Source organism: Candidatus Accumulibacter cognatus (genome assembly GCF_000584975.1).
Lineage (GTDB): Bacteria > Pseudomonadota > Gammaproteobacteria > Burkholderiales > Rhodocyclaceae > Accumulibacter > Accumulibacter cognatus.
The window spans coordinates 15,057-32,613 of sequence record NZ_JDST02000059.1; the positions used below are offsets into that span (position 1 = coordinate 15,057).

Here is a 17,557-nt window from a genome sequence, read left to right on the forward strand (position 1 = left end):
TTCATAAAATCTGTTTTACAAATATAGCATGCGCAACTACGATGACTCGCATCCACCGCACAGCAGGGTCAAGGCCATGAGCAATTATTCCGCACAACGCGTCCTTTCGGTTCATCACTGGAACGAAACGCTGTTCAGTTTTCGCACCACGCGCGACCCCGCCCTGCGCTTCATCAACGGACAATTTCTGATGATCGGCCTGCCGCAGGAGGGACGACCGCTGACGCGCGCGTACAGCATCGCCAGCGCTAACCACGATGACTACCTGGAATTCTTCAGCATCAAGATTCCCAACGGCCCGCTCACATCGAAACTGCAACACCTTGCGATCGGTGACGAGGTGGTGGTCAGTCGCAAACCGACCGGAACGCTGGTGCTGCGCGACCTGCGCCCCGGCCAGAACCTCTATCTGCTGGCCACCGGCACGGGCCTCGCGCCGTTCATCAGCCTGATCCAGGACCCCGAGACCTACGAACGATTCGAGAAGGTGGTGCTGATCCATGGCGTTCGCTGGATCAGGGACCTGGCTTACAGCGAGTTCATCGAAAAAGAGTTGCCCGGCCACGAGTTTTTCGCCGAGCTGGTGCGCGACAAGCTGATCTATTACCCGACGGTGACCCGCGAATCTTTCCGCCACCAAGGCCGAATCACGCACCTTGTCAACAGTGGCCTCCTGTTTGCCGACATCGGCCTGCCGCCGTTCGACCCGGCGCGCGACCGCGCGATGGTCTGCGGCAGCCCGGCGATGATCAAGGACTGCTGCGCCTTGCTCGACTCGCACGGCTTCCAGGTTTCACCGTACATCGGCGCCCAGGGAGATTATGTGATCGAGCGGGCCTTTGTCGACAAGTAGAGGCGTTGAACTCGTCAATGTGATGGCGAGCCATAGGCCACTGCCAGTTCGTAGTTCGGGTTAGCTCAGCCTAACCCGACATCTTGCCCAACGGAAGTCGGGCTGCGCCTTATCGGCTAACCCGACCTGCGACCCTCTTCGCTGGGTAGCGAGCCATTGGCCGCCAGTCTCGGGTAGACTTGCACTTTCCAGACGCTTTGCGTCTGCCAACCGCCCCCCTGGATCGACTGCCATGGCCCAATATGTATTCACGATGAACCGCGTGGGCAAGATCGTCCCGCCCAAACGCCAGATCCTCAAGGACATTTCGCTCTCCTTTTTCCCCGGCGCCAAGATCGGCCTACTCGGTCTCAACGGCTCAGGAAAGTCGACTGTGCTGCGCATCATGGCGGGCGTCGACAAGGACATCGTCGGCGAAGCGATACCGATGCCCAATCTGCACATCGGCTACCTGCCGCAGGAACCGCAACTCGCTCCGCAGAAGACTGTCCGCCAGGAAGTCGAGTCCGGCCTCGGCGAAGCTTTCCAGGCGCAGGCGAGGCTCGAAGAGGTCTACGCGGCCTATGCCGAGCCCGACGCCGATTTTGATCAACTGGCCGAAGAACAGGCCCGCCTTGAAGCGATCATCGCCAGTGCCGGTTCGGACCTCGACAGCCAACTCGAGCTCGCTGCCGACGCGCTGCGCCTGCCGGCCTGGGAGGCTCTGATCGGCAATCTCTCCGGCGGCGAGAAACGGCGTGTCGCGCTGTGCAAGCTGCTGCTTTCGAAACCGGACATGTTGCTGCTAGATGAACCGACCAATCATCTCGACGCTGAATCGGTCGAATGGCTGGAGCAGTTTCTGGTGCGCTTCCCCGGCACGGTGGTCGCTGTCACGCACGACCGCTACTTTCTCGATAATGCCGCCGAATGGATCCTTGAACTTGACCGTGGCCACGGCATCCCCTGGAAGGGCAACTATTCGAGCTGGCTCGAGCAGAAGGAAGCACGGCTGGAAAGCGAAGGTCGCCAGGAACTTGGCCGCATCAAGGCAATGAAACAGGAACTCGAATGGGTGCGCCAAAACCCGAAAGCGCGCCAGGCCAAGAGCAAGGCGCGTCTGTCGCGTTTTGAGGAACTGTCGAGCATCGAATATCAGAAGCGTAACGAAACGCAGGAAATCTTCATCCCGGTCGGCGAGCGTCTCGGTAGCAAGGTGATCGAATTCAGGGCGGTCAGCAAGTCTTTCGGCGACCGTCTGTTGCTCGACAAGCTCAGCTTTAGCGTCCCGCCAGGCGCCATCGTCGGGATCATCGGCCCGAACGGTGCCGGCAAATCGACCCTGTTCCGGATGCTGATCGGCAGGGAGCAACCCGATTCCGGCGAAATCGAGATCGGCAATACCGTCAAGCTGGCCTATGTCGACCAGAGCCGCGATTGCCTCGACGGCGACAAGACCGTTTTCGAGGAGGTTTCCGGCGGTGCCGACGTGCTGACTGTTGGCCGGTATGAAACCCCGGCGCGCGCTTACATCGGCCGCTTCAACTTCAAGGGTGGCGACCAGCAGAAGCGTGTCAGCCAGCTCTCGGGCGGCGAACGCGGGCGTCTACACATGGCCAAGACCCTGATTGCCGGCGGCAATGTCCTGTTGCTCGACGAACCGTCAAACGATTTAGACGTTGAAACGCTGCGCGCCCTCGAAGACGCCCTGCTTGAATTTGCCGGCAGTGTGCTGGTCATTTCCCACGACCGCTGGTTTCTCGACCGCATCTGCACCCACATTCTCGCCTGCGAAGGCGATTCGCAATGGACCTTCTTCGGCGGCAACTATCACGAGTACGAAGAAGACAAGAAACGCCGGCTCGGCGAGGAAGCGGCAAAACCGAAACGGATTCGCTACAAGCCGATCACCCGGTAGGCATGACCTTCCGTATTGTCCGGCGAGCCCCGGTTCCAGGCGGCTGAATAAACGGAATCAGTTGCTTCCTGCCGTTGCCGATCAGGTCGGAGCGCCCCATCTGCTTCAAGGCTTCGCGCAGCAGGGGCCAGTTTTCGGGATCGTGATAGCGTAGAAAAGCCTTGTGCAGGCGGCGCTGGCGGGTGCCGCGAACGGTTTCGACGGCCTCTGAATCGCGGCCGACCTTCTTCAGCGGATTCTTGCGGCTGTGATACATGGCGGTGGCCATCGCCAACGGCGTCGGCAAGAAAGTCTGGACCTGATCGAGACGGAAATGGTGACGCTTCAACCACAAGGCCAGGTTGAGCATGTCCTGGTCGGTAGTGCCCGGATGCGCGGCAATGAAATAAGGGATCAGATATTGCTCCTTGCCGGCCTCCTTCGAAAATTTCTCGAACAGGATCCTGAACTGCTCGTAGGAACTCATTCCGGGCTTCATCATGTGTGCCAGCGGCCCGTCTTCGGTGTGCTCGGGAGCAATCTTTAGGTAGCCACCGACGTGGTGGCTGACCAGTTCCTTGACGTACTGCGGATCGCGTACAGCAAGATCGTAGCGCAGGCCGGAACTGATCAGCACCTTCTTCACCCCCGGCAGCGCCCGCGCCTTGCGGTAAAGCTGGAGCAGCGGCGTGTGGTCGGTGCCTAGGTTCTCGCAGATGCCGGGGTAGACGCACGACAGGCGGCGGCACGCCGATTCGATCTTCGGATCCTTGCACGCCAAACGGTACATGTTGGCGGTCGGTCCACCGAGATCGGAGATCATGCCGGTGAAACCCGGCGTCTTGTCGCGAATTTCCTCGATCTCATGCAGAATCGATTGCTCGGAGCGGCTCTGGATGATCCGCCCCTCATGTTCGGTAATCGAGCAGAAGGTGCAGCCGCCGAAGCAGCCGCGCATGATGTTGACCGAAAAGCGGATCATCTCGAAGGCTGGAATCTTCGCATCGCCATAGGACGGATGCGGCCGGCGCTGGAATGGCGAGGCGAAGACGCCGTCCATTTCCGGCGTCGACAGCGGAATCGGCGGCGGATTGAGCCAGACATCGCGCTCGCCATGCGCCTGGACCAGCGCGCGCGCGTTGCCGGGGTTCGATTCGACGTGGAATATACGCGAAGCATGCGCGTACAGCACGGGGTCGGCGGCAACGGTTTCGTAAGACGGCAGGCGAATTGCGCTGCGCATCCGATCGAGCTTCGGCATGCGCGGATGCGACTGGAAGTGGATCACCTGCGTCCGGTCTGATCTGGCGCGGGTCTCCGATGGTGCTGGCCGGGACGCACAGGCGATCTCCTTGCCCATCTCAGGAGTCATCGCGTAAGGGTCGGGGTGGCGAACCAGCAGACCCGATGTATCGACCTGGCTCGAATCGATCTCGGCCCAGTCGTCGCCCGGCAGCCAGCCGCGCGGCACCATGAATGCGGTGCCGCGTAGATCACGGATCGCGACGATGGGTTCGCCGGCGGCAAGACGGTGCGCAAGTTCGACGATTGCCCGCTCGGCACTGCCGAAAATCAGCAGGTCGGCTTTCGAATCCGGCAGCACCGAGCGACGCACCTTGTCTGACCAGTAATCATAATGGGCAATGCGGCGCAGGCTAGCCTCGATCGATCCGATCACCACATTGCTGCCGGGAAAGGCCTCGCGACAGCGCTGTGCATAGACGACGACGGCATGATCGGGCCGCCGGTTGGCTTCGCCATTCGGTGTGTAGGCGTCATCTGAACGTGGCTTGCGATCGGCGGTGTAGCGATTGACCATCGAATCCATGTTTCCGGCGGTAACGCCGAAGAACAGGTTCGGCTTGCCGAGCACCCGAAAATCCTTTGCCGACCGCCAGTCGGGCTGGCTAATGATGCCGACGCGAAAACCCTGCGCCTCGAGCAGACGTCCAACCAGTGCCATGCCAAAACTTGGGTGATCGATGTAGGCGTCACCGGTCACGATAATAACGTCGCAGGAGTCCCAGCCGAGTTGATCCATTTCGGTACGCGACATCGGCAGGAATGGTGCTGTGCCAAAGCGGCTGGCCCAGTATTTGCGGTACGAAAAGAGAGTCCTGGATGCGGGGTTGGAAGTGGTATTCATAAGGCGATTCCATAGGAACCGGGGGTCGATTTGATGACCCCCCTTGATCAATCTTGCGTGATCGCTTCGCGGTGCTGAACACCCGCTTCTTGCTCGAACGTTGGACGACCCCGGACGGCCCGGTAGCGACATCCGCCTGCCCGCCTGAACTGGGCGTCCAGCGGCTGCAAGCCTGGACAGTGCCCTATTCGCCCAGATAGCTGGCGCGCACTTTCGGGTCGGTGAGCAGAGCCTTAGACTCGTTGGTCAGCGTGATCTCGCCGCTCTCCATGACATAGCCACGTTGACTGACTTCCAGCGCCAGCTTGGCATTCTGCTCGACGAGCAGAATGGTCATCCCTTCGCTGGCCACCGCACAAATCACCTCGAAGATTTTCTGCACCATGATCGGCGCGAGCCCCATTGACGGTTCGTCGAGCAACAGCAGCCGCGGTTTGCTCATCATCGCCCGGCCAATCGCCAGCATCTGCTGTTCACCGCCCGAGAGTGTCCCTGCCAGTTGCTGTGCCCGTTCCTTGAGACGAGGAAAGTGCCCGAGAACCTGTTCGAGGTCGCTTTCGATCTCCTTCTTGTTGTTGCGGGCGTAAGCCCCCATGCGCAGGTTCTCGAGGCTGCTCATGCGCGGGAAGACTCCTCTGCCCTCTGGTACCAGGGCGATCCCTTCACTGACCAGGCGGTGTGGGGGCAAGGCCAGCAGTTCCTTGCCGCGATAGCGTACACTGCCACCGGCGGGATCGAGCAATCTTGACAGCGCTCTCAAGGTACTGCTCTTGCCGGCACCGTTAGCGCCGATCAACGCCACCATCTCGCCCTCGTTGACATGAAAGGTGATGCCGCGTACAGCCTGGATACCGCCATAGGAAACGCGCAAACCGTTAACTTCGAGCATGATTCATCGTTCCCTTCAGGCTACCGACCCACCAAGGTAGGCCTCGATCACACGCGAATCCTTCTGCACCACGGCAGGTACGTCTTCACAGATTTTCTCGCCATAATCGAGTACCGCCACCCGCCCACACAGCCCCATCACCAGCTTGACATCATGCTCGATCAACAGGACCGTCACGCCATCCCGGCAAATGCCCTCGACAAGCACGCGTAAAGCCTCGGTTTCGGTGCCGTTCATTCCGGCCGCAGGTTCATCAAGCGCAAGCAACTTGGGTTCAGTGGCAAGGGCACGGGCAATCTCGAGGCGCCGCTGATCACCGTAGGACAAATGCTTGGCATAGTCATGGGCCCGTTCATGAATTCCCACATAGTGCAACAGTTCTTCGGCGCGGCGGACAATCGCTCCCTCTTCAGCACGCGTGGCCGGGTTGCGGCTGATCGCGCCAAAGACGCCCGCGTGTGTGCGCAAATGGCGCCCAACCATGACGTTCTCGATCGCCGTCATGTTGCCGAACAGGCGAATGTTCTGAAAGGTGCGGGCGATCCCGACCGCGGCTGCCTTGTGCGGTGCATCGGCTTGGAGCTTGACGCCGTCAAAGATGAAATAACCGCTCTCATTCTTGTAAAGACCGGTCAGGCAATTGAAGAAGGTGGTCTTGCCGGCGCCATTCGGTCCGATCAGGCCATAGATCTCGCCCCGGCGAATGGTCAGCGAAACGTCATGCAAGGCCTTCACGCCGCCGAAATGTTTGGCAACCTCGCGGGCTTCAAGAAGAAGCGGTTTCTCGCTCATGGTTGATCCGCACTCTCGGCCAGTTCGCGGCGGCGTTGCGACGAGGGCCAGAGACCAGCCGGCCGGAAGCGCATCACGAGCACCAGCGCAAGCCCGAAGACCAGCATCCGCAAGCTCTCCGGGTCGATGATCATGCGCCCGAAGAGCCCTCGCTGTAGTGGCTCGATACCGTAACGCAGTGCTTCGGGAAGACCGGTCAACAGCACCGCACCGAGAATGACGCCAGGGATATGGCCCATGCCGCCGAGAACGACCATTGCCAGAATGGTGATCGATTCCATCAGCGAGAAGCTCTCTGGACTGACGAATCCCTGCATCGCTGAAAAAACGCCACCCGCAATCCCTCCGAACGAGGCACCCATGGCAAAAGCCAGCAATTTGATGTTCCGGGTATTGATCCCGCAGGCCTTGGCAGCCACCTCATCCTCACGAATCGCCTGCCAGGCCCGACCGATGCGTGAATCCTGCAAGCGAATATTGACGACGATCACCAGCAACGCCAGCGCGACCAGGAGAAAGTAGTACTTCTGCGGCCCGGAAAACGAGACGCCAAGGAGGGTACTGGTCTGGGAAAACGAAAAATCGCCCAGCCGGATCGGGTCGATCAGGGTAATTCCCTGTGCGCCGTTGGTAACGTTAATGGGTGCATTCAGATTGTTCATGAAGATGCGGACGATCTCACCAAAACCGAGTGTCACTATCGCTAGATAGTCGCCCCGCAGCTTCAGGGTCGGCGCGCCGAGCAGAACCCCAAAGATGCAAGCCAGGCCGGCACCCAGCGGCAGGATCACCCAGAATGGCAGGTGAATACCGAAATGCGGCGATGCCAGGAGAGCATAGGTATAGGCACCAACCGCGTAAAAAGCGACATAACCGAGGTCGAGCAGCCCCGCATAGCCGACCACGATGTTCAGACCAAGTGCCAGGAAAATATAGAGAATCGAAAAGTTGGCAATACGCACCCAGGCCTGGCCACCCAGTGCGGCAACAAAAGGCACCGCCACCAGGACGGCGGCGAGCAATAGAAAACCCAGCCAAGGTCGCTGACCAGGAATGAGGAGCAGCTTGAGGTGTCCGTTCATGCGCGATCTCCAGTACGTTCGCCAAACAGCCCTGAAGGACGAAACATCAGGACGATGATCAGCACAATGAAGGCAAAGATGTCCTGGTAGTGGCTGCCGAGGAAATTGCCGGTCAGGTCACCGATATAGCCAGCACCCAGGGCCTCGATCAGGCCCAGCAACAGGCCGCCGGCCATGGCGCCAGCGAGATTGCCGATGCCGCCGAGAACGGCTGCCGTGAAAGCCTTCAGGCCAAGCATGAAACCCATCTGGTAATGCGCGATCTCATAATATGAACCAACCATGCAGCCCGCCACCGCACCCAGCGCCGAGCCGATGATGAAGGCCATGGCAATCACGCGATTGATATCGACTCCCATCAGTGACGCCACGTGCGGGTTCTGCGCCGTCGCCCGCATGGCCATGCCGATGCGTGTACGGTGTACCAAATAGATCAACCCCAGCATCACCAATGCAGCAAGGAAAACGATCGCGACCTGCACGTTGGTGAAACTGGCGCCGGCAACTTCATAGATCTGCTTGTTGATCATCGGTGGGAAAGTAATGTAATTGCGACCCCAGATGATCATCGCGACATTCTGCAAAACGATCGACATACCAATCGCAGTAATCAGCGGGGTCAGTCTCGGGGCATGCCGCAATGGGCGATAGGCCACCCGTTCGAGTGCCCAGCCGAGCACCATGCAGACCACCACAGAAACCAGCAAACCAATACCGAGAATCAGCAATGGCGACATGCCGGAACCGGCGAGAAAAACGATCACGGTAAAGGCGACCATCGTCCCGATCATCACCACCTCGCCATGGGCGAAGTTGATCAGGCCGATGATGCCGTACACCATCGTGTAGCCAAGAGCGACCAGCGCGTAGACGGCACCCAGAGTGAGGCCGTTGATCAACTGCTGGAGAAGAGTGTCCATGGTCAGGCTTTCCGCAACAAGGCGCTGATGGCGAACCATCGTCTCCGCCTCTTGCCTTCAGGATCGTACGAGGGAGGGTGCGGAAGCAAGGGCGCGGTTGATGCTGAGCGGATGCGAATTCAGGAGAACAGGAGGGATTGGCCGCAACCATTCCCTCCCAGCCAAGCGGAAGAGTTTATTTGCCGGCTGCCGTACCACCTTCGGATTTCAGCGTGGTAAGTTTGCCATCCTTGATCTCGAAAACCGTGATCGCGCCGTTCTTGATGTCGCCCTTTTCGTCAAACTCAATCTTGCCGGTCACGCCATCGTAAGCGGTCTTGCCCACTTCCGGCAGATATTTGACCGGGTCAACCGAGTTGGCACGCTTCATGGCGTCGACCAGGACCATCACCGCATCATAGCTGTACGGCGAGTAGATCTGGATCTGACCATACTTCTTGGTAAAGTCTTCGAGGAACTTCTGGCCATTCGGGAGCTTCTCGGGGGGTAGACCCGCTTGTGAGCAGATCACGCCCTCGGACGCCGCACCGGCAAGCTTGATCAGTTCGGGCGAACAGCCGCCGTCGCCAGTGGTGAATTTGGCCTTGATCCCAAGTTCCTTGATCTGCTTGAGCATCGGGCCACCGACCGCATCCATGCCGCCGAGGAAGATCACATCTGGATTCTTGGCCTTGATCTTGGTCAGAATGGCCTTGAAGTCAGTGGCCTTGTCATTGGTAAACTCGCGCGCGACAACGGTAGCACCAGCCGCCTTGGCAGCTTTCTCGACCTCATCAGCCAAACCCTGACCATAGGCCGTACGGTCGTCGATGATCGCGAACTTCTTGGCACCCATGTCCTTGGCTGCGTAGGTACCGATCACGGAACCCTGCTGGATGTCGTTGGCCATCACCCGGAAAGCGGTGTTGAACCCCTGCTGGGTGTACTTCGGATTGGTTGCTGACGGTGAAATCTGTGGCAGGCCGGACTGGTTGTAGATTGCCGATGCTGGAATGGTGGTACCCGAGTTCAGGTGACCGACGACGCCGGCAACCTTGGCATCAACCAGTTTCTGGGCCACGACGGTACCAGTTTTCGGATCTGCCTGATCATCCTCGCCGAGGAGTTCGAACTTGATGACCTTCCCATCGATCTCGATCTTTTTCGCATTGGCATCGTCAACGGCCAGACGGGCGCCATTTTCGTTGTCCTTGCCAAGATGAGCGATCGGGCCAGTCAGTGGTGCGACGTGGCCGATTTTCACGACAATTTCGGGCTTCGGTGCTGGCGCAGGGGCGGCTGCAGCCGGGGCTGGGGCCGGAGCAGCGGCCTTGGGTTCTTCCTTCTTTCCACAACCAATGATGGCCACCGAGGCAGCCAGAATGGCGAGTACACCAGGTATACGTACATTATTCATGATTTTGATCTCCACTATGGTGTTCTTACTGGGCTAACGAACGCGCGATTGTCCAAGCACATCAGGACCTTGTCAACCAGCATATGATTTCCCGACCGGCATATCCTCTTCCTGAAGTGCGTCTTCAAAACAAGAAACCGGCACGCAGCCGGTTTCTTGTTCAGTCAGCCTTCACTTCTGGCTGAGGATCCACTTCACGAGTTTGGTCGCCTCATCGGGCGTAACAGACGGGTTCGGCGGCATCGGTATCTCACCCCAGGCACCCTTGCCGCCCTTGATGATTTTCGTGGACAGCGCCGCTTCATCCTTCGCCGTGTACTTCTTGGCCACATCCTTGTATGACGGGCCCACGACCTTCTTGTCGACCGCGTGACACGATAGACAGTTCTTCGATTTGGCCAAGGCTTCGGCGTCCTGAGCCTGGACAGCACCAGCAGACATTACGCCGGCAGCAGCCAGCAGACACACGTAGATCGCTTTCATGCTATTACTCCGTTCAGATGAGGGGGGTTGCAACGCTCCGATAGTATTTCAGTTTGGCCAGCTTGGAAAGCCTCCTGATCGGTCTTGCCGATACTGCCAGCGTTACCCTCTCATCAACGCATCGACAGCGGCGATCGTTGACCTTGCCAGCACTTGTCATCGTTGCATGGCGCATGCTCCCTCAGATCCGCCGCAACTGCCTCAGGTCGCGCACCGCGCCGGTCGCCGCCGAGGTGGCCATCAACGCATAAGCCTGCAAGGCCTGGGAAACGACCCGCTGACGCTCGGCTCGCGGCCGCCAGGCAGACGCCGCCTTGGCGTCCATCGCCGTACGACGCGTGGCCAGTTCGGAATCGGCAAGAGCCAGATGGATGCGGCGTCCGGGAATGTCGATCTCGATCAGATCGCCCTCCTCAATCAGACCGATCGCCCCGCCTTCAGCGGCTTCCGGTGAAACATGCCCGATCGACAGTCCCGAGGTCCCTCCTGAAAAGCGGCCGTCAGTAAGCAACGCGCAGACCTTGCCCAAGCCTTTGGACTTCAGGTAGGACGTGGGGTAGAGCATTTCCTGCATTCCCGGTCCCCCTTTCGGTCCTTCGTAGCGAATCACCACCACTTCGCCGGCCTTGATCTGGTCGCCAAGAATCGCCTGCACGGCATCGTCCTGGCTTTCGAAAACCCGCGCCTTGCCGGTAAACACCCAGATGCTCTCATCCACACCGGCGGTTTTGACGATGCAGCCGTCACTCGCGATATTGCCGTAGAGCACGGCCAGGCCGCCGTCTCGCGTATAGGCGTTGGCCTGGTTGCGAATGCAGCCGCGCGCGCGATCGAGATCCAGATCCGGATACCTCCGGTTCTGCGAGAAAGCCTTCTGTGTCGGAATGCCGCCGGGTGCGGCCTGGAAAAACTCGAACACCTGCGGGTCTTCTGTACGGATCACATCCCAGCGGTCGATCGCTTCGCCGAGCGTTCTTGCATGCACGGTCGGCACGCTGCGATGCACCAGGCCGGCACGATCGAGTTCTCCGAGAATCGCGAAAATGCCGCCGGCCCGATGCACATCCTCCATGTGATAATCGGGTGTCGCCGGAGCGACTTTGGCCAGACAGGGAACCCTGCGCGAAATGCGGTCGATGTCGTCCATCGTGAAGTTCACTCCCCCCTCCTGCGCAGCCGCCAGAATGTGCAGCACGGTATTCGTTGAACCGCCCATCGCCACGTCCAGCGTCATCGCGTTCTCGAAGGCTGCGAAACTGCCGATGGCACGCGGCAATACCGAGGCGTCGTCCTGCTCGTAATACCGGCGGCAAAGGTCGACAATCTGGCGCCCCGCCTGCAGAAACAGCCCTCGGCGGTCAGCATGAGTGGCCAGCAGACTACCGTTGCCGGGCAGGGAAAAGCCAAGCGCCTCGGTCAGACAGTTCATCGAATTGGCGGTAAACATCCCCGAGCACGAACCACAGGTCGGGCACGCAGAGCGTTCGAAAGTGTCGACTTCCTCGTCCGAACAATTGCTGTCGCCGCCCTTGACCATCGCATCGACGAGGTCGACCGCAATCACCTTGCCACCCCATTTCACCTTGCCGGCTTCCATCGGACCACCGGAAACGAAGATCGTCGGGATGTTCACCCGCATCGCTGCCATCAGCATGCCAGGTGTGATCTTGTCGCAATTTGAAATGCACACCATCGCATCGGCGCAGTGCGCATTGACCATGTATTCGACGGAGTCGGCGATCAGATCACGTGAAGGTAACGAATACAGCATGCCATCGTGCCCCATGGCAATCCCGTCGTCGATGGCAATGGTATTGAACTCCTTGGCCACGCCACCCGCAACCTCGATCTCGCGCGCGACCAACTGGCCGAGATCCTTGAGGTGCACGTGTCCGGGAACGAACTGCGTGAAGGAATTGACGACGGCAATGATGGGCTTGCCGAAATCACCGTCCTGCATGCCGGTGGCACGCCAAAGGGCGCGCGCGCCAGCCATGTTGCGACCGTGTGTCGAGGTGCGGGAACGATAGTGTGGCATTGCCGATCTCCAATCTGGAACACGCCCAAGGGTGGCGCGATATAATGCCAATTCTATCCGAAAGCCCCCAGGATGTTCGTTCCGTGTTAATTCATCCGCAGTTCAATCCTGTTGCGCTTTCACTCGGCCCGCTGAGCGTGCACTGGTACGGACTGATGTACCTCCTGGCCTTTCTCCAGTTCTGGTGGCTTGGCCGGCGGCGAATTCTCACTCATCCGCAACTTTCGCAAGCCGGCTGGACGGTGCAACAGCTCGATGACCTGTTGTTCTACGGTGTCCTGGGCGTGATCGCCGGAGGCCGTCTCGGTCAGGTTCTGTTCTATGAGCCGGGTTACTATCTCTCGCAGCCGCTGCAGATCTTCGCTGTCTGGCGGGGAGGCATGTCGTTTCACGGGGGGTTTCTCGGTGTGCTGCTCGCAATGTGGTTGTACGCGCGCAAAACGGGCAGGACCTGGCTCGAAATCACCGACTTCATCGCTCCGCTGGTGCCGCTCGGCCTGGCCGCCGGGCGCATCGGCAACTTTATCAATGGCGAGCTGTGGGGACGTGTGGCTGATCCTTCCTTGCCATGGGCGATGGTATTTCCCTGGGTGGACGATTTGCCGCGCCATCCGTCTCAGATCTACCAGGCCGGACTCGAGGGGCTCGCCCTGTTTGTTATCCTGTGGATCTACTCAGGCCAGACGCGGGCACGCGGCGCTGTATCCGGGGTTTTTCTCATCGGCTACGGGGTCCTGCGTTGGATCGCCGAATATTTTCGATCACCGGATGAGGGAATCTTCGGGTTTTCTTACACCGTCAGCATGGGGCAGTGGTTGTCACTGCCGATGATTGTTGCCGGGATCATTTTTGTCGTCTTTGCGAACCACCAGCGCAGCTGAGTCAGCGCGTCGAGGGCCGCGAGAGTGAGGAGAAAGCAATGGCAGAAGGGATGGTAGTGCGGGGGCTGCGCCGCGTGCGCACACTGCTCGCTGATGGCGGTGCAACGCGCAGTCTGGAGGGCAAACAACTGGTACGCATTCGTGATCTGCTTCATGAATGCGCCAGCGGCATCGGCGGAGAAGTTTCGGCCAGGCAGCGTGCCGGCCGTCTTGCGGAAACCTATTTACGTCTCAACGACGAGGGGCGTGCCAGCTTTCTGCGAATTGTTGCGACCGAATTCGGTCCCGACCCGGAGTTGGTCGCCAAGGCGCACGCCGACTATCAGGAGGCAATTGGCAGCGACGCGCAGTGGACTGCCGAGTCTGCCCTGCGCAACGCCATGCGATCCGCTCGCCTGCGCATCCTGACGCAATTCAACGCACTCTCACACGGCGTCAAGTTCCTGGTCGACCTGCGTGCCGATCTGCTGCGCTTTGTCGAAAAGGATGCCGCTCTGCGTTCGCTTGATCGCGAACTAGAATCCCGACTGGGTGCCTGGTTTGACGTCGGCTTCCTGGAACTGCAGCGCATCACCTGGAGTTCACCGGCAGCGCTACTCGAAAAACTCATCGAGTATGAAGCGGTACATCAGATCCGTTCTTGGAGTGATCTCAAGAACCGCCTCGATTCCGACCGTCGCTGCTACGCCTTCTTTCATCCACGCATGCCCATGGAGCCGTTGATCTTCGTTGAGGTGGCGTTGACCGAACATCTCGCTGACAATGTGCAAACACTGCTCGACGAGCATGCACCGGTATTTGATGCGCACAGGGCAAATACAGCGATCTTCTATTCGATTTCAAACACTCAGGTCGGCCTGCGTGGTGTTTCATTCGGTAATTTCCTGCTCAAGCGGGTTGTAGACGACCTGAAACGCGATTACCCACGTCTGGTCAACTTTGCCACCCTCTCTCCCCTGCCCTCGTTCAGGCACTGGGCTGAAAAGAACCCGGAGTCCTGGCCTCATGCTTTCAGCGCCGCCGACCTTGAACGGATCAAACGCCATTTGACACCGGAAATGCCGCAACTGGCCGACGCAAGCGACCTTTCGAAGCTGCTTGCCGACGCACGCTGGATGACTGACGCGCGCCTGGCACGCGCCCTGCAACATGGCCTGCTGCGCCTGGCTGCACGCTACCTGCTGACCACCAGCAAAGGCGGACGGCCTTACGACCCGGTCGCCCGCTTTCACCTGGGCAATGGCGCTCGCATCGAACGTCTCAATTATCTGGCCGACACCTCGGCACGCGGTCAGCAGCAATCCTACGGACTGATGGTGAATTATCTTTACGACCCTGATACTATCGAAGCGAACGTCGAGGCTTTTTCGCGCAGCGGCGAGATCGCTGCCGCTGCCGCCATACGTCGTTCAGCCCGCGATTGAGATTGCACAACACCACACACCAATTCCCCCTTTAATCCTGCCAAGAGAAAGAACAAACATGAATCCACGCCCGTTCAAAGTCCTCGGTATCCAGCAAATCGCCATCGGCGGCCCCGATAAGTTTAAGCTTCGTCAACTCTGGGTTGACATGCTTGGCCTCGAAATCACCGGCAACTTTGTCAGCGAACGCGAAAACGTTGATGAAGACATTGTCGCCATGGGCAAGGGACCGTTCAAGGTCGAAGTCGATCTGATGCAGCCGGTCGACCCCGACAAGAAACCTGCCGTGCATGCGACGCCGCTGAATCACGTTGGTCTATGGATCGACGACCTGCCGAAGGCAGTCGAATGGCTTACGGCCAACGGCGTTCGCTTCGCGCCGGGCGGAATCCGCAAGGGTGCCGCTGGTTTCGACATCACCTTTCTGCATCCAAAGGCGAGTGCAGAGTTCCCGATCGCCGGTGAAGGCGTACTGATCGAGATGGTACAAGCGCCACCGGAAGTCATCGAAGCCTTCGCCAAACTCGCCTGAAAATACCCGCGTATGCCGGCGCAGACTGTTCTCGACAACGGGTCTGACTGACCGGTCGATCACGCCGAGTCTTCAATGGACGGGCAGATGCACTGCCCGTCCGCCGCTCTGCTCGGGCAGCTCGAACGGCCCCTGCATCGTTCGCTGCACGCCAACTCCTGGTCAATACCGTGACGCCACCGGCTGGCTTCTGAATGACGCGCGGCCTGCATGACAAACGCATTCCCGTAAGTTGTGCACGCACAATTCCGCTACCAGACTGCCTGTTACTCAATTGATTGCACGTTTTGTGCACTGGATGGTTCATTTTTGCGGAGAAAAGAACGATAATTCCCGGCCCGGAAAACTCCCGTGCAACAAGGGGTAGAACTATGCCAGGAATTCATGGCCAAAGTGAAACTCGTCTCATTTGTTTACAAGCCCTATCGGATCGTGCATACCGTAGGCAGCCGGCGTCGTGGGACATCGTCCGGGTCAGGTCAGCATTCCTGAACCCGAGACGGTTCACCACTCACCAGTTATTCGCCACACCAAGGAGGTACCAATGAGTGAAGTCAAAGCCGTGCAAGAAGAAGTAGAAGTCGTATCGGAAAGCACCCAAACCGAACAGCTGACTGCGGTGCAGGCAGCCCCGCCACCAGCTGCTGCAGCAAAAATTGCGGCGCAGAAGAAACCTGCCAAAGCAGAAGCAAAAATTGCTTCGCAGAAGACGGAACCAAAACCCGTGCAGGGCAAGGTTCAAAAAGCACCAAGAGGGAAAGCTGTTGAACCAAAAGTAGCCACCCCCACCACCGCGCCAAGCAAAGTCAATCTGAACGAAAACGTACGCAGCACTCGCAAACCGACAATCAAGACCAAGGATTACGAAGAAACACTGTCGAAGCTGCAGATCGAACTCGTCAAACTCCAGGAGTGGATCAAATTCAAGAAGCTGAAAGTCGTAGTCCTGTTTGAGGGGCGTGATGCAGCCGGCAAGGGTGGCACCATCAAGCGCATCACTGAAAGCCTGAGTCCGCGCGTCACCCGGGTAGCCGCGTTGCCTGCACCAACTGACCGTGAGCAGACGCAGTGGTATTTCCAGCGCTACGTCCAGCACCTTCCTGCCGGCGGCGAAATGGTCCTCTTTGATCGCAGCTGGTACAACCGTGCCGGTGTCGAGCGGGTCATGGGCTTTTGTACTGAAGAGGAATACCGGGAGTTTCTGCGTACCTGCCCGGAATTCGAGCGTATGCTCGTTCGTAGCGGCATCATCCTGATCAAGTACTGGTTCTCGGTCAGCAACGAAGAGCAGGAACGCCGTTTCCAGAAGCGCATCTTTCATCCAGAAAAACACTGGAAGCTCAGTCCGATGGATCTCGAGTCGCGTGCGCGCTGGGTCGAATACTCCAAAGCCAAGGACGCCATGTTCGCGCACACCGACATCAAACAGGCACCCTGGTATGTCGTCGACGGCGACGACAAGAAGCGTGCCCGCCTTAACGTCATCACGCACCTGTTGAACATGATCGACTACGAGGACCTGACACCAGAGCCGATCGTCCTGCCGCCCCGTCAGGAGGAGGGGGGTTATGTTCGCCCGCCGCTTTCCGACCAGACCTTCATCCCAGAAGTGTACTGAGGCACTGAGACAAGAAAAACCCCGCTGTCGCGGGGTCTTGTCACTCTACAGGATATAGGAGCGCTGCGCTGTCGCAAGAGCACAGGCCTTCAGAGAAATCTTTACTTGTAGTAGCCGACCGCACACACCTGGTCGTCGACCCTGGTCACGAAGGCCACCTTCGCCACCGGATCGGTCTGACCAGGGCGCGGCCACATGTATGACACCTCGGCAATCGACCCATCCCTGGCCGCAGCGTAGACCTCCTCTCCCAAAGGTCTTCCGTACTTGTCCCTGAGCTCCTTGAGGCTCTTCCCGAGGAGCGTCGGATGCGCGGTGAAGTACCCATCCGGACCACCGCAATAGGGATACAGGTCACGATCCTTGAATCCCCCTTCACCCTTGGTGAACATCACAAGCGCTTTGGTCTTGTCAGCCTTCACAGCCATAACAGCCTTTTCGAGCAGGGCTTTGGCTTCGGCTGGAGTCCCATATTCCGCTGCCACGGCGCTACCGATAGACCCGAAGAAAGCCAGTGCAGAAACTGCAAACAATTGCTGTAGCATCCAAAATCTCCTTGTCAATCCTCAATCCATTTGCCAGCAAGAAAGAATTGCTGACCTGTCACAAGCGAGGAAGCCCCTCAGC

General features: G+C 58.9%; 15 protein-coding genes. 6 read left to right on the forward strand and 9 right to left on the reverse strand.

Annotated features, from left to right (window positions below):
* The first annotated feature begins 76 nt into the window (after positions 1–76).
* Entirely contained in the window at positions 77–853 is a 777-nt protein-coding gene (locus tag AW06_RS11570) for a ferredoxin--NADP(+) reductase (RefSeq protein ID WP_034950255.1), read from the forward strand.
* Positions 854–1,085: 232 nt separating this feature from the next.
* Positions 1,086–2,750: an energy-dependent translational throttle protein EttA gene (gene ettA, locus AW06_RS11575; protein WP_034950085.1), complete on the forward strand. Its 1,665-nt coding sequence runs from the start codon at positions 1,086–1,088 to the stop codon at positions 2,748–2,750.
* Here ettA and AW06_RS11580 read toward each other — a convergent pair.
* The 8 genes from AW06_RS11580 to ilvD all read right to left on the reverse strand — a co-directional run bounded on the left by AW06_RS11580 (position 2,740) and on the right by ilvD (position 12,475).
* Positions 2,740–4,875, reverse strand: a complete 2,136-nt coding sequence (locus AW06_RS11580; RefSeq protein WP_273704627.1) for a YgiQ family radical SAM protein — start codon at positions 4,873–4,875, stop codon at positions 2,740–2,742. The two genes, ettA and AW06_RS11580, sit on opposite strands and share 11 nt — an antisense overlap.
* Positions 4,876–5,059: 184 nt before the next feature.
* Entirely contained in the window at positions 5,060–5,764 is a 705-nt protein-coding gene (locus AW06_RS11585) for an ABC transporter ATP-binding protein (RefSeq protein WP_034950087.1), read from the reverse strand.
* Between the two features lie 15 nt (positions 5,765–5,779).
* The gene (locus tag AW06_RS11590; RefSeq protein WP_034950089.1) at positions 5,780–6,556 is read right to left on the reverse strand and encodes an ABC transporter ATP-binding protein; all 777 of its coding nucleotides are present in this window, start codon (positions 6,554–6,556) and stop codon (positions 5,780–5,782) included.
* A complete protein-coding gene (locus AW06_RS11595) occupies positions 6,553–7,638 on the reverse strand; it encodes an ABC transporter ATP-binding protein (protein WP_034950092.1) in 1,086 nt (361 codons plus the stop codon). Before AW06_RS11595 ends, AW06_RS11590 begins: the two co-directional genes overlap by 4 nt.
* Positions 7,635–8,558, reverse strand: a complete 924-nt coding sequence (locus tag AW06_RS11600) for a branched-chain amino acid ABC transporter permease (protein WP_034950260.1) — start codon at positions 8,556–8,558, stop codon at positions 7,635–7,637. The genes AW06_RS11595 and AW06_RS11600 overlap by 4 nt, the downstream gene beginning before the upstream one ends.
* Positions 8,559–8,733: 175 nt before the next feature.
* Positions 8,734–9,954: a branched-chain amino acid ABC transporter substrate-binding protein gene (locus AW06_RS11605; RefSeq protein WP_034950095.1), complete on the reverse strand. Its 1,221-nt coding sequence runs from the start codon at positions 9,952–9,954 to the stop codon at positions 8,734–8,736.
* A gap of 171 nt (positions 9,955–10,125) precedes the next feature.
* Positions 10,126–10,437 carry a c-type cytochrome gene (locus AW06_RS11610; protein WP_034950098.1) on the reverse strand — a complete coding sequence of 104 codons (312 nt, stop codon included), beginning with the start codon at positions 10,435–10,437 and terminating at the stop codon, positions 10,126–10,128.
* Between the two features lie 181 nt (positions 10,438–10,618).
* Complete coding sequence (gene ilvD / locus AW06_RS11615) at positions 10,619–12,475, reverse strand: dihydroxy-acid dehydratase (protein WP_034950101.1); 1,857 nt, start codon at positions 12,473–12,475, stop codon at positions 10,619–10,621.
* Positions 12,476–12,558: 83 nt separating this feature from the next.
* On the opposite strand from ilvD, the gene lgt reads away from it, so the two are divergent.
* The 4 genes from lgt (at position 12,559) to ppk2 (ending at position 16,930) form a co-directional block, all read left to right on the forward strand.
* Positions 12,559–13,356, forward strand: coding sequence for a prolipoprotein diacylglyceryl transferase (gene lgt / locus AW06_RS11620; RefSeq protein WP_034950263.1), 798 nt, complete (start codon positions 12,559–12,561; stop codon positions 13,354–13,356).
* Between the two features lie 38 nt (positions 13,357–13,394).
* Positions 13,395–14,780 (forward strand): malonyl-CoA decarboxylase, encoded by a 1,386-nt coding sequence (locus AW06_RS11625; RefSeq protein ID WP_034950103.1) that lies wholly within the window; start codon positions 13,395–13,397, stop codon positions 14,778–14,780.
* 58 nt (positions 14,781–14,838) lie between these two features.
* The gene (locus AW06_RS11630) at positions 14,839–15,312 is read left to right on the forward strand and encodes a VOC family protein (protein ID WP_034950105.1); all 474 of its coding nucleotides are present in this window, start codon (positions 14,839–14,841) and stop codon (positions 15,310–15,312) included.
* 544 nt (positions 15,313–15,856) lie between these two features.
* On the forward strand, positions 15,857–16,930 hold the full coding sequence (ppk2, locus tag AW06_RS11635) for a polyphosphate kinase 2 (RefSeq protein WP_324546060.1): 1,074 nt from the start codon (positions 15,857–15,859) through the stop codon (positions 16,928–16,930).
* A gap of 101 nt (positions 16,931–17,031) precedes the next feature.
* Here the strand turns inward: ppk2 and AW06_RS11640 are convergent, their stop codons facing one another.
* Positions 17,032–17,475 carry a cache domain-containing protein gene (locus tag AW06_RS11640; protein ID WP_034950107.1) on the reverse strand — a complete coding sequence of 148 codons (444 nt, stop codon included), beginning with the start codon at positions 17,473–17,475 and terminating at the stop codon, positions 17,032–17,034.
* Positions 17,476–17,557 lie beyond the last annotated feature (82 nt).

Bases quoted from the DNA above. Each gene is read 5' to 3' on its own strand.
- AW06_RS11570 (WP_034950255.1), top strand. From the start codon at position 77: ATGAGCAATTATTCCGCACAACGCGTCCTTTCGGTTCATCACTGGAAC.
- ettA (WP_034950085.1), top strand. From the start codon at position 1,086: ATGGCCCAATATGTATTCACGATGAACCGCGTGGGCAAGATCGTCCCG.
- AW06_RS11580 (WP_273704627.1), bottom strand. From the start codon at position 4,875: ATGAATACCACTTCCAACCCCGCATCCAGGACTCTCTTTTCGTACCGC.
- AW06_RS11585 (WP_034950087.1), bottom strand. From the start codon at position 5,764: ATGCTCGAAGTTAACGGTTTGCGCGTTTCCTATGGCGGTATCCAGGCT.
- AW06_RS11590 (WP_034950089.1), bottom strand. From the start codon at position 6,556: ATGAGCGAGAAACCGCTTCTTCTTGAAGCCCGCGAGGTTGCCAAACAT.
- AW06_RS11595 (WP_034950092.1), bottom strand. From the start codon at position 7,638: ATGAACGGACACCTCAAGCTGCTCCTCATTCCTGGTCAGCGACCTTGG.
- AW06_RS11600 (WP_034950260.1), bottom strand. From the start codon at position 8,558: ATGGACACTCTTCTCCAGCAGTTGATCAACGGCCTCACTCTGGGTGCC.
- AW06_RS11605 (WP_034950095.1), bottom strand. From the start codon at position 9,954: ATGAATAATGTACGTATACCTGGTGTACTCGCCATTCTGGCTGCCTCG.
- AW06_RS11610 (WP_034950098.1), bottom strand. From the start codon at position 10,437: ATGAAAGCGATCTACGTGTGTCTGCTGGCTGCTGCCGGCGTAATGTCT.
- ilvD (WP_034950101.1), bottom strand. From the start codon at position 12,475: ATGCCACACTATCGTTCCCGCACCTCGACACACGGTCGCAACATGGCT.
- AW06_RS11625 (WP_034950103.1), top strand. From the start codon at position 13,395: ATGGCAGAAGGGATGGTAGTGCGGGGGCTGCGCCGCGTGCGCACACTG.
- AW06_RS11630 (WP_034950105.1), top strand. From the start codon at position 14,839: ATGAATCCACGCCCGTTCAAAGTCCTCGGTATCCAGCAAATCGCCATC.
- ppk2 (WP_324546060.1), top strand. From the start codon at position 15,857: ATGAGTGAAGTCAAAGCCGTGCAAGAAGAAGTAGAAGTCGTATCGGAA.
- AW06_RS11640 (WP_034950107.1), bottom strand. From the start codon at position 17,475: ATGCTACAGCAATTGTTTGCAGTTTCTGCACTGGCTTTCTTCGGGTCT.